Below are 11,508 nucleotides of genomic sequence, written 5' to 3' on the forward strand. Positions count from 1 at the left end.
CGGGCCGTTGGCTGGCGCCGCTTCGTCGCACAGTGTACCCCAATCGCCCGGCCGGTGTGTGCGGTCGGGCGATTTCGTGGCGTCGTGTGGGCGTACCTTGGAGGGCGGAGTGCCGCCTGGAGTGGCGTCCTGTTCATCCCCTAATGTGGCCTTCTCGTCCACGCTTTGTTGGGGAAGGGACTTGATGGACTTGATGGAGCCCACCGTCGTCCGCTGTGCCGAGGGGCACGTGTTCAGCACCACATCGTTCCCGCTGCAGCAGCTCGGAGCCGACCGGATCGGGCCGGGGCGGCTCATCCGCTGTCCGCGTTGTGCCCGGCTTCGGCATGCCGTGCCGGTGGCGGTGCTGGAGCAGCGCTAGGGAGCGTCAGGTCGGCCTGAGGCCGGCCGGAGGCCGGAGTGGGAGGCGCGCGGGGCCGTCCGATTGGGGCGGGCCCGCGCGCTCTGCGTATCCTCGGGGCGTGCTTCTCTCAGACAAGGACATCCGGGCCGAGATCGACGCCGGACGCGTGCGTATTGATCCGTACGACGAATCCATGGTGCAGCCCTCGAGCATCGACGTGCGGCTCGACCGCTACTTCCGGGTGTTCGAGAACCACCGCTACCCGCACATCGACCCCGCCGTCGAGCAGGCGGACCTGACGCGGCTGGTGGAGCCGGAGGGTGATGAGGCGTTCATCCTGCACCCCGGCGAGTTCGTGCTGGCGTCGACGTACGAAACGATCACGCTGCCGGACAATCTCGCCTCGCGGCTGGAGGGGAAGAGTTCGCTCGGGCGGCTCGGTCTTGTCACTCATTCCACCGCCGGGTTCATCGATCCCGGCTTCTCCGGGCACGTGACGCTTGAGCTGTCGAACCTCGCCACCTTGCCGATCAAGCTCTGGCCCGGCATGAAGATCGGGCAGCTGTGCATGTTCCAGCTGAGCTCGCCCACGGAGTTCCCGTACGGCTCCGAGCGGTACGGGTCGCGTTATCAGGGGCAGCGCGGGCCGACCGCCTCGCGGTCCTTCCTCAATTTCCATCGGACGCAGGTGTGATGCCGGGTATGAGTGATGTACGGGAGAATCTGACCTACGAGGGGTTCGGCAACGCGGTGCGCGAGCTCGCGCAGACCATTGCCGACGACGGGTACGAGCCCGACATCGTGCTGAGCATCGCGCGGGGTGGAGTTTTTGTCGCTGGTGGGCTGGCCTACGCCCTCGACGTCAAGAACATTCATCTCGTGAATGTGGAGTTTTATACGGGGGTCGGGACGACCCTTGAGATGCCGGTCATGCTGGCGCCCGTCCCTAACGCGATCGACTTCAGTAATAAGAAGGTGCTGATCGCGGACGACGTCGCCGACACGGGCAAGACGCTCAAGCTCGTGCACGACTTCTGCCTCGATCATGTGGCGGAGGTGCGCAGCGCGGTCGTTTACGAGAAGTCGCATTCGCTCGTGAAATGCGAGTACGTGTGGAAGCGCACCGACGAATGGATCAACTTCCCCTGGAGCGTGCAGAAGCCCGTCGTGCGGCGCACCGGGCAGGTTCTGGACGCGTAAGAAGCGTAGAAAGGCCCCGGTGCGGGATTCGCGCCGGGGCCCTCTTCGTCGTGCGGAGCGGGTGGGGGGTGGGTGGTGCCTGCGTCAGATCGTGCCCAGTTTGATCAGGGACAGCAGCGCCACCAGCTGGATCGCGGACGCGCCCAGCGCCTTCTGCCAGGGCAGGTCGTGCGACTTGCTCACCATTGAGGTGAACAGCGCCGCCGCTCCCAGCCACGTCACCCAGCCGAGTACCTGGACCAGCGCGTTCTCGCCGCCGAGGAAGATCGCGAAGACCAGACGCGGGGCGTCCGTCATCGACATGATCAGCATCGAGAGGCCGACGGTCGGCTGCCAGGAGCCGTTGCCGCCGAGCTGGCGGGCCAGCGTGTGCGTCACCGCGCCCAGGATCAGGCCGCAGATGATCACCGCGATGCCGGTGGTCAGGACGTACGGGATGGCGTTCGCCAGGGTGGCGTTGATGGCCTCTTCGCGGGCCTTGTCGAAGCCGAAGACCGCCAGCAGGCCGTAGAGGAAGGTCACCACCAGCGCCGGGCCCCACACCGGGTAGTCGCGCATCTGCCAGAACGTCGGGCCCGGACGCAGCACGATGCCGCTCAGGAGCTGCTTCCAGTGCAGGCGCGGGCCCGCCGACGGGGCGGGGGCGTTGCCGGCGTGGTAGGTGCTGCCGTCGCCGTACGGGTCCTCGCCGATGCTGAACGCGGTGGTGTGGCCCGGGTTGTTGCTGGCGGCGTACGGGTCACCGCCTCCGGGGCCGCCACCCTGGGCATGGTGCGGGTCGCCGAAGTATTCGGGCTCGCCGTGCTGTCCGCCGTACTGCGGTGCCTGCGGCCACTGCTGCTGGCCGTACGGGGACTGAGGCGGTGTTGCCTGCTGCCCGTACGGCTGTTGCCGCGGTTGCTGCTGCTGTTGCCGCTGCGGTTGTTGTTGCGGGGTGCGGTTGTCCCGGCCGCGTCCGATCCTGAATCCAGCCACGTAATCGAACGTACCTGGTCCGGATGCGCCGTATGCCGGGCCTGCCGCAACAGGCCCGGCTTTGCGGCCGAGCTGTGACATCCCCTAGGGGGAGTGCGGGGTCACCGCTGCTGGGTGGAGAAAACCGCCGTGGAGAAAGTGACGGCCTTTTTGCCGCCAACGGCTGAGGAGTGGAGGGTAATGACGTCCTTCGTCTCGCCCCGGTGTGTACGCGCCACCGTGTCCGGCTTCTTGTCGCCGTCGAAGTCGGCGTACCGCAGGAGGTCCGTGGTGGACGTCTCCTCGCCGGCCGGGAGGTCGCCCGGCCGCGGCTTGACCGCCTTGAAGGTGTACGTACCGCCCGGGCGCCCGGGGCCCGTCGGTCCGCCGGGCAGCAGCGTGGCGCGTCCGGCGGTTCCGGGCGCGTGCGTGCGGGTCGCGGAGACGAGGTCGTCGTAACCGTCACCGTTGACGTCGGGCGCGAGGTCGGGGGAGACGAGGACGGGGCCGACGCCCGGAAGCGCGTCCGCGGCCGCGCGCGGGGCGCCGGCGCGGGTGAAGGGGCCGCGCAGGTAGCTGAGGCGTCCGCCGCCGGCGGTCACCGCCAGGTCCTTGCTGTCGTCGCCGTCGAAGTCGCCGCAGACGGGGTGGCCGGGCCACTCGTTGCCGAACCGGGCGCGGTCGGGGATGCGGAGCTTGACCGCCTTGCCGGTGAGGCCGTCCGCGGCGCCGAAGAGGATCTGGAGCGGTACGGGCGGCATGCCCGTGCCGTTGAACGGCGGGTCCGTGGTGACCACCAGGTCGGCATAGCCGTCCCGGTCGAGGTCGCAGGCCGCCTCGGCGTCGAAGGCCGCGGGAAGCACGCCCTCGGTGCGGGCCGCGTTGCGGGCTGGCGTCAGGAGCTGGCGTACGGAGGGGTCGAGGGGCCGGGAGGGCTCGGAGCCGTACACGATGCCGATGCCCGCGTCGTCGCCCAGGCGGTCTTCCGGGTCCTTGACCAGGTCGTTGAGCACGAGGTCGCGGTGGCCGTCCCCGTTGAAGTCCTCGGCGACGCGGCTGCCCCTGCCGTGCGGTACGGGGTGCGGAGGCGCGGCGGCCTTGGCCGCCAGGGTGGCGGGCGAGGAGACGGCCTTGGCGCCGGTGGCCGGGGAGCCGCTGTCGGCGGAGGCGCCGCAGCCGGTCAGGAGTACGGCGCAGCTCACCGCTGCCACTGCGATCCCTCTTCGCACGACCCACCCCGCCCGCATCGCAAGTTCCAGTCGGCACATGATGCTCTCTTTTGACCGCTGCGGTAAGCGGAGTGAGCAGGGTGAGGGAGCGAGAGTAGGAAAGCGGCCGGACCTGCCCCCGAGGCAGATCCGGCCGCTTCTTCGACTTCGCGCGGGTTACCGCACTGGCTACTTCGCCGGTTCGGGCTCCGTCGCGCTCTCCGGCTCCGTCGCGTCGTCGGGCTCGGCCGGTGTCTTCACCGAGTCGAGGAGCAGCTGTGCCACGTCCACGACCTGGAGGGACTCCTTCGCCTTGCCGCCCGCGGCGGAGCCGCTGTCCGACTCAGCCTTCTTGCCGTTGACCGAGTCGGTGAGCATGACCAGGCAGAACGGGCAGGCCGTCGAGATGATGTCCGGATTCAGGGACAGCGCCTCGTCGACGCGCTCGGTGTTGATGCGCTTGCCGATCCGCTCCTCCATCCACATGCGCGCGCCGCCGGCGCCGCAGCAGAAGCCGCGTTCCTTGTGGCGGTGCATCTCCTGCTGACGCAGGCCCGGGACGGCCGACATGATCTCGCGCGGCGGCGTGTAGACCTTGTTGTGCCGGCCCAGGTAGCAGGGGTCGTGGTACGTGATGAGGCCCTCGACCGGGGTGACGGGGATCAGCTTGCCCTCGTCGATGAGGTGCTGGAGCAGCTGCGTGTGGTGGATGACCTCGAACTCGCCGCCCAGCTGCGGGTACTCGTTCGCGATGGTGTTGAAGCAGTGCGGGCAGGTCGCGACGATCTTCTTCGACGACTTGGGCTTCTTCGTCGCCGGATCGTCCTCGTCTTCGCCGTACGCCATGTTCAGCATCGCGACGTTCTCCTGGCCGAGCTGCTGGAACAGCGGCTCGTTGCCCAGGCGGCGGGCCGAGTCACCCGTGCACTTCTCGTCGCCGCCCATGATCGCGAACTTGACGCCCGCCATGTGCAGCAGTTCTGCGAAGGCCTTGGTGGTCTTCTTCGCGCGGTCCTCCAGGGCGCCGGCGCAGCCGACCCAGTAGAGGTACTCGACCTCGGACAGGTCCTCGATCGTCTTGCCGACGATCGGCACCTCGAAGTCGACCTCCTTGGTCCACTCGACGCGCTGCTTCTTGGCCAGGCCCCAGGGGTTGCCCTTCTTCTCCAGGTTCTTGAGCATCGTGCCGGCCTCCGAGGGGAAGGCGGACTCGATCATCACCTGGTAGCGGCGCATGTCGACGATGTGGTCGATGTGCTCGATGTCGACCGGGCACTGCTCGACACAGGCGCCGCAGGTGGTGCAGGACCACAGCACGTCCGGGTCGATGACGCCGTTCTCTTCGAGCGTGCCGATCAGCGGACGCTCGGCCTCGGCGAGGGCGGACGCCGGGACGTCCTTCAGCTGCTCGGCGGAAGCCTTCTCCTCGCCCTCCATGGTCTTGCCGCCGCCCGCGAGCAGGTACGGCGCCTTGGCGTGCGCGTGGTCGCGCAGCGACATGATCAGGAGCTTCGGGGAAAGCGGCTTTCCGGTGTTCCAGGCGGGGCACTGCGACTGGCAGCGGCCGCACTCCGTACACGTGGAGAAGTCGAGGATGCCCTTCCAGCTGAACTGCTCGACCTGGCTGACGCCGAAGGTGTCGTCCTCGCCCGGGTCCTCGAAGTCGATCTCCTTGCCACCGGACGTCATCGGCTTGAGCTCGCCGAGGGCGCTGGAGCCGTCCGCGTTCCGCTTGAACCAGATGTTCGGGAAGCCGAGGAAGCGGTGCCACGCCACACCCATGTTGGTGTTCAGCGAGACCGTGATCATCCAGATCAGCGAGGTGCCGATCTTGATCATCGCGGTGAGGTAGATCAGCGTCTGGAGGGTGGAGACGCTCAGGCCGTCGAAGGCGAGGACGAGCGGGTACGACACGAAGTACGCGGCGTCGTAGCCGTCGACATGGTGGATCGCGCCTTCGAGGCCGCGCAGCACCAGGATCGCCAGGCCGATCGTCAGGATGATGTACTCGACGAAATACGCCTGCCAGGCCTTCGAGCCCACGAAACGCGACTTGCGGCCCGCCCGCGAGGGGAGGTTGAGCAGCCGGATCGCCATCAGGACGACGATGCCCACCACCGTCATCAGACCGATGAACTCGATGTACATCTCGAACGGCAGGAAGCCGCCGATGACCGGCAGCATCCAGTCGGCCCGGAAGAGCTGGCCGTACGCCTGAGCGAGCGTCGGCGGCAGCGTCAGGAAGCCGATCGCGACGAACCAGTGCGCGACGCCGACGATGCCCCACCGGTTCATCCGGCTGTGGCCGAGGAATTCCTTGGCGAGGGTGATCGTGCGCTGCTTCGGGTTGTCGGTGCGGCTGCCCGCGGGGACGGGCTGGCCCAGCTTGACGAACCGGTAGATCTGCGCGACGGCTCGGGCGATGAGCGCAACGCCGACCACGGTCAGGACCAGCGACACGATGATCGCGGCGAGTTGCATTAAGGGGCTCCTCGGGCCTGCGAGGGTGAAAGTTCAGTGGGATTACTAAGCGGTAACTTATTCAGTCCGTGCTGAGCGTACCCATTTATGCCGCCGCACTGTAGCTGCGCAGGCGGTGATCTGTGTCGCGTAAGGCTTCCCTCAGCGCCTGGCGGCGAGGACCGCGGGAATCGTGCGGGCCAGGACGGCCAGGTCGAGGCCGAGCCAGTGCTGTTCGATGTAATGCAGATCCAGTACGTCCATCTCCTCCCACGGCAGCTCCGAGCGCCCGCCGACCTGCCACAGCCCGGTGATGCCCGGCCGCACCACCAGTCTCGCCCGTGTCGCCGAAGGATGTCCCGGCGGCAGCGCGCACGGCCCGACCAGGGACATCTCGCCGCGCAGTACGTGGATCAGCCGCGGCAGTACGTCCAGCCGCCACCGGCGCAGCAGCCCGCCGACCGGGGTGCGGGGGTCGGTGCGGAGCGTCAGCATCCCGAAGGGGCGGCCGGCCAGGCCCGCACGGGTCTTCCGTACGAGCACCGGGCCCCGCGACGTTACGGCCGCCGCGGTGGCGGTGAGGAGCAGGAGAGGGGCGGCGATCGGCAGTAAGGCGGCGGTGACCGCCAGGTCGAAGATGCGCTTCGCAAGCATGGGGCGTACTTTTTCATGCCTTTCGTCCAGAAATGGGGCACGGTTGGGTGTGGGCGTGCCGTGCTCATGCCGATAAGGGCCGCATAAGAGTTGAGTCGCCCTCACTCAGGTCTGTTGACGCGATCGGATCCGTCATGCATCCTTGAGTCTGTTCCACTCAAGTCAGCTGGAGGAATCGAAATGGCACGTGCGGTCGGCATCGACCTGGGCACCACCAACTCCGTCGTCAGCGTTCTGGAGGGCGGCGAGCCCACCGTCATCACCAACGCCGAAGGCGCCAGGACCACGCCGTCCGTCGTCGCTTTCGCGAAGAACGGTGAAGTGCTGGTAGGCGAGGTTGCCAAGCGCCAGGCAGTCACCAACGTCGACAGGACGATCCGGTCGGTCAAGCGCCACATGGGCACCGACTGGAACATCGAGCTCGACGGCAAGACCTTCAACCCGCAGCAGATGAGCGCCTTCATCCTGCAGAAGCTGAAGCGCGACGCCGAGGCGTACCTGGGCGAGAAGGTGGCCGACGCGGTCATCACCGTCCCGGCGTACTTCAACGACTCGGAGCGCCAGGCGACGAAGGAGGCCGGCGAGATCGCGGGCCTGAACGTCCTGCGTATCGTCAACGAGCCGACCGCCGCCGCCCTGGCGTACGGCCTCGACAAGGACGACCAGACCATCCTCGTCTTCGACCTCGGTGGCGGCACCTTCGACGTGTCGCTCCTTGAGATCGGTGACGGCGTCGTCGAGGTGAAGGCCACCAACGGTGACAACCACCTCGGTGGTGACGACTGGGACCAGCGCGTCGTCGACTACCTGGTGAAGCAGTTCCACTCCGGTCACGGCGTGGACCTCTCCAAGGACAAGATGGCGCTCCAGCGTCTGCGCGAGGCGGCCGAGAAGGCCAAGATCGAGCTGTCCTCCTCCACCGAGACCTCGATCAACCTGCCGTACATCACGGCGTCGGCCGAGGGCCCGCTGCACCTGGACGAGAAGCTCACGCGCTCGCAGTTCCAGCAGCTGACCGCCGACCTTCTGGAGCGCTGCAAGACGCCGTTCCACAACGTCATCAAGGACGCGGGCATCCAGCTCTCCGAGATCGACCACGTCGTTCTCGTCGGTGGCTCGACCCGTATGCCGGCCGTCGCCGAGCTCGTCAAGGAGCTCACGGGCGGTCAGGACGCCAACAAGGGTGTGAACCCGGACGAGGTCGTCGCCATCGGCGCCTCGCTCCAGGCCGGTGTCCTCAAGGGTGAGGTCAAGGACGTCCTGCTCCTCGACGTCACGCCCCTGTCTCTCGGTATCGAGACCAAGGGCGGCATCATGACGAAGCTCATCGAGCGCAACACGACGATCCCGACCAAGCGCTCCGAGATCTTCACGACGGCCGAGGACAACCAGCCGTCCGTGCAGATCCAGGTCTACCAGGGCGAGCGCGAGATCGCGGCGTACAACAAGAAGCTCGGCATGTTCGAGCTGACGGGTCTGCCGCCGGCCCCGCGCGGTGTCCCGCAGATCGAGGTCGCGTTCGACATCGACGCCAACGGCATCATGCACGTCGCTGCCAAGGACCTCGGCACCGGCAAGGAGCAGAAGATGACCGTCACCGGTGGCTCCTCGCTGCCGAAGGACGAGGTCAACCGGATGCGCGAAGAGGCCGAGAAGTACGCGGACGAGGACCACAAGCGCCGCGAGGCCGCCGAGGCGCGCAACCAGGCCGAGCAGCTCGTCTACCAGACGGAGAAGTTCCTCAAGGACAACGAGGACAAGGTTCCGGGTGACGTGAAGTCCGAGGTCGAGACCGCCATCACCGAGCTGAAGGAAAAGCTCAAGGGTGAGGACACGGCCGAGATCCGTACGGCTACGGAGAAGGTCGCGGCCGTCTCGCAGAAGCTCGGCCAGGCCATGTACGCCAACGCCGAGGGCGCTCAGGCCGCGGGCGGCGACGCTCCGGGTGCCGAGGGCCACGCCAAGGCTGACGACGACGTCGTCGACGCCGAGATCGTCGACGACGAGCGTGACGCCGGCCGGCAGGGAGGCGCCGCATGACGGAGGAGACTCCGGGCTTCGAGGAGAAGCCCGACGTCCCTTCCGGCGCCACTCCCGAAGACGCCGAACCGCAGGCTGCCGCGCCCGAAAAGGCAGGGACCGACTCCGCCGAGGAGTCGGGCCCGGCAGCCCCGGCCGGGGACGTACAGGACGTAGCTCTGACGGCGCAGCTGGACCAGGTGCGTATGGCGCTCAATGAGCGCACCGCGGACCTCCAGCGGCTCCAGGCGGAGTACCAGAACTACCGTCGCCGCGTGGAGCGGGACCGGGTCACGGTCAAGGAGATCGCTGTCGCGAACCTCCTGAGCGAGCTCCTCCCGACCCTCGACGACATCGGCCGCGCGCGGGAGCACGGCGAGCTGGTGGGCGGGTTCAAGTCGGTCGCCGAATCGCTGGAGACGGTGGCCGCCAAGATGGGCCTGCAGCAGTTCGGCAAGGAGGGCGAGCCCTTCGACCCGACGATCCACGAGGCTCTGATGCACTCGTACGCACCGGACGTCGACGAGACCACGTGCGTCGCGATCCTCCAGCCCGGCTACCGGATCGGCGAGCGGACCATCCGTCCCGCGCGGGTCGCGGTGGCCGAGCCCCAGCCCGGCGCCACGCCCGCCAAGGCGGACGAGCCCTCGGCTCAGGCCCAGGCTGCGGCTCCGGACGAGGAGAGCGGTGGCCCGGACGAGGGCTGACGTGACCAGTAGCGGTAACAGGTGTTGTAGCGGCAGCAGGAAGGAGGGACGTCGGGGATGAGCACGAAGGACTTCGTCGAGAAGGACTACTACAAGGTTCTCGGCGTCCCGAAGGACGCCACCGAGGCCGAGATCAAGAAGGCGTACCGGAAGCTCGCCCGCGAGTTCCACCCGGACGCCAACAAGGGCGACGCCAAGGCGGAGGACCGCTTCAAGGAGATCTCCGAGGCGAACGACATCCTCGGCGACCCCAAGCGGCGCAAGGAGTACGACGAAGCGCGTGCTCTCTTCGGGAACGGGGGCTTCCGCCCCGGTCCCGGCGCCGGCGGCGGCACCTTCAACTTCGACCTGGGCGACCTCTTCGGAGGCGCCCAGGGCGGGGCCCAGACCGGCGGCGCCGGCGGGTTCGGCGGCGGCCTCGGGGACGTGTTCGGGGGCTTGTTCAACCGGGGCGGGCCGGGTACGCGTACGGGTACGCAGCCGCGCCGCGGCCAGGACATCGAGTCCGAGGTGACGCTCAGCTTCACCGAGGCGGTCGACGGGGCCACGGTCCCGCTGCGGATGTCCAGCCAGGCACCCTGCAAGGCGTGTGCCGGCACCGGCGACAAGAACGGCACACCCCGCGTGTGCCCGACCTGCGTCGGTACGGGCCAGGTGTCGCGCGGCGGCGGTGGCGGGTTCTCGCTCACCGACCCGTGCGTCGACTGCCGGGGCCGCGGGCTCATCGCCCAGGACCCCTGCGACGTATGCAAGGGCAGCGGCCGCGCCAAATCCTCGCGCACCATGCAGGTCCGGATCCCGGCGGGCGTCTCCGACGGCCAGCGGATCCGGCTGCGCGGCAAGGGCAGTCCCGGTGAACGGGGCGGCCCGGCGGGCGACTTGTACGTCGTCGTCCACGTCGGCACCCACCCGGTCTTCGGCCGCAAGGGCGACAACCTCACCGTCACCGTGCCCGTCACCTTCGTGGAGGCGGCGCTCGGCGGCGAGGTGAAGGTACCGACGCTGGGCGGCCCGCCCGTCACCCTGAAGCTGCCGCCCGGCACGCCCAACGGCCGTACGATGCGCGCCCGCGGCAAGGGGGCGGTCCGCAAGGACGGCACCCGCGGCGACCTGCTGGTCACCGTGGAGGTCGAAGTGCCGAAGGGCCTTGACGACAAGGCCCGTGAGGCGCTGGAGTCCTACCGTGAGGCGACCGCGGGGGAGGACCCGCGGGCGGAGCTGTTCCAGGCCGCGAAGGGAGCATGAGATGGACCCGCGCATGCGTCGTAACCCGTACCAACTGACCGACGAGTCACCGGTGTACGTCATTTCGGTCGCGGCCCAGCTCTCCGGCCTGCACCCGCAGACCCTCCGGCAGTACGACCGCCTCGGCCTGGTCTCCCCCGACCGCACGGCCGGGCGCGGGCGGCGCTACTCGGCCCGCGACATCCAGCTGCTCCGTCAGGTGCAGCAGCTGTCGCAGGACGAGGGCATCAACCTGGCCGGCATCAAGCGCATCATCGAGCTGGAGAACCAGGTGACCGCGCTCCAGCAGCGCGTCGCCGAACTCTCGGCGGCGGTGGACGGCGCGGCGGCCGCGTTGCAGCAGCGCGAGGCGCAGGTCCACGCGTCGTACCGGCGTGACCTGGTCCGGTACGAGGACGTACAGCAGGCGAGTGCGCTGGTGGTGTGGCGTCCCAAGCCCAAGAGGGCGGCGGAGTAGCTCCGTCAGCTCCGCTGAACGCGCGAGGCCCGGCCCCCTGACGTGGGGATGCTGTTGGTTAATTCGGGCCTGTGCGTGACGTCGGCCTTCGAGACCCGGTTGTGGTCTTGAAGGCCGACGTTGTCGTGTGGGGTGGGTGCGGATGTCGATGCAGCCGAAGGGGTCTGGGGAGATCCCGGCGGAGACGGTGCGGGTGGCGCGGGCCGCGTTCCCGAAAGGGAGCCTGGCGATCCGGGTGCGGGACGAGCTGGGGTTGTTGTT

The 11,508-nt window shown here is 68.5% G+C and carries 11 protein-coding genes; 7 read left to right on the plus strand and 4 right to left on the minus strand.

Annotated elements, in window-relative coordinates:
- Positions 1-184 precede the first annotated feature (184 nt).
- The 3 genes from J7E91_RS21735 (at position 185) to J7E91_RS21745 (ending at position 1,543) form a co-directional block, all read left to right on the plus strand.
- Positions 185-361, plus strand: coding sequence for a hypothetical protein (locus tag J7E91_RS21735; protein ID WP_214907357.1), 177 nt, complete (start codon positions 185-187; stop codon positions 359-361).
- Positions 362-461: 100 nt separating this feature from the next.
- Entirely contained in the window at positions 462-1,037 is a 576-nt protein-coding gene (dcd, locus tag J7E91_RS21740) for a dCTP deaminase (protein ID WP_028810513.1), read from the plus strand.
- A gap of 8 nt (positions 1,038-1,045) precedes the next feature.
- Positions 1,046-1,543 carry a phosphoribosyltransferase gene (locus J7E91_RS21745; RefSeq protein ID WP_028810512.1) on the plus strand — a complete coding sequence of 166 codons (498 nt, stop codon included), beginning with the start codon at positions 1,046-1,048 and terminating at the stop codon, positions 1,541-1,543.
- A gap of 84 nt (positions 1,544-1,627) precedes the next feature.
- Here J7E91_RS21745 and J7E91_RS21750 read toward each other — a convergent pair whose 3' ends face one another.
- The 4 genes from J7E91_RS21750 to J7E91_RS21765 all read right to left on the minus strand — a co-directional run bounded on the left by J7E91_RS21750 (position 1,628) and on the right by J7E91_RS21765 (position 6,819).
- Complete coding sequence (locus J7E91_RS21750; protein WP_308376885.1) at positions 1,628-2,518, minus strand: Yip1 family protein; 891 nt, start codon at positions 2,516-2,518, stop codon at positions 1,628-1,630.
- A gap of 101 nt (positions 2,519-2,619) precedes the next feature.
- Entirely contained in the window at positions 2,620-3,708 is a 1,089-nt protein-coding gene (locus tag J7E91_RS21755) for a VCBS repeat-containing protein (RefSeq protein ID WP_214907360.1), read from the minus strand.
- A gap of 186 nt (positions 3,709-3,894) precedes the next feature.
- Positions 3,895-6,186 (minus strand): (Fe-S)-binding protein, encoded by a 2,292-nt coding sequence (locus J7E91_RS21760; RefSeq protein WP_214907363.1) that lies wholly within the window; start codon positions 6,184-6,186, stop codon positions 3,895-3,897.
- 141 nt (positions 6,187-6,327) lie between these two features.
- The gene (locus J7E91_RS21765; RefSeq protein ID WP_214907365.1) at positions 6,328-6,819 is read right to left on the minus strand and encodes a sugar transferase; all 492 of its coding nucleotides are present in this window, start codon (positions 6,817-6,819) and stop codon (positions 6,328-6,330) included.
- A gap of 180 nt (positions 6,820-6,999) precedes the next feature.
- Between J7E91_RS21765 and dnaK the strand changes: the two genes are divergently transcribed.
- Genes dnaK through J7E91_RS21785 form a run of 4 tightly spaced genes read left to right on the plus strand, consistent with a single transcriptional unit; the run spans position 7,000 to position 11,247 of the window.
- Positions 7,000-8,859: a molecular chaperone DnaK gene (gene dnaK / locus J7E91_RS21770; RefSeq protein ID WP_028810507.1), complete on the plus strand. Its 1,860-nt coding sequence runs from the start codon at positions 7,000-7,002 to the stop codon at positions 8,857-8,859.
- The gene (gene grpE / locus J7E91_RS21775) at positions 8,856-9,545 is read left to right on the plus strand and encodes a nucleotide exchange factor GrpE (protein ID WP_214907367.1); all 690 of its coding nucleotides are present in this window, start codon (positions 8,856-8,858) and stop codon (positions 9,543-9,545) included. The genes dnaK and grpE overlap by 4 nt, the downstream gene beginning before the upstream one ends.
- 57 nt (positions 9,546-9,602) lie before the next feature.
- A complete protein-coding gene (gene dnaJ, locus J7E91_RS21780) occupies positions 9,603-10,790 on the plus strand; it encodes a molecular chaperone DnaJ (protein ID WP_214907369.1) in 1,188 nt (395 codons plus the stop codon).
- 1 nt (position 10,791) lies between these two features.
- Complete coding sequence (locus J7E91_RS21785) at positions 10,792-11,247, plus strand: heat shock protein transcriptional repressor HspR (protein ID WP_214907376.1); 456 nt, start codon at positions 10,792-10,794, stop codon at positions 11,245-11,247.
- Positions 11,248-11,508 lie beyond the last annotated feature (261 nt).

The organism is Streptomyces sp. ISL-99, from assembly GCF_018614005.1.
Classification (GTDB): Bacteria; Actinomycetota; Actinomycetes; order Streptomycetales; family Streptomycetaceae; genus Streptomyces; species Streptomyces flavidovirens.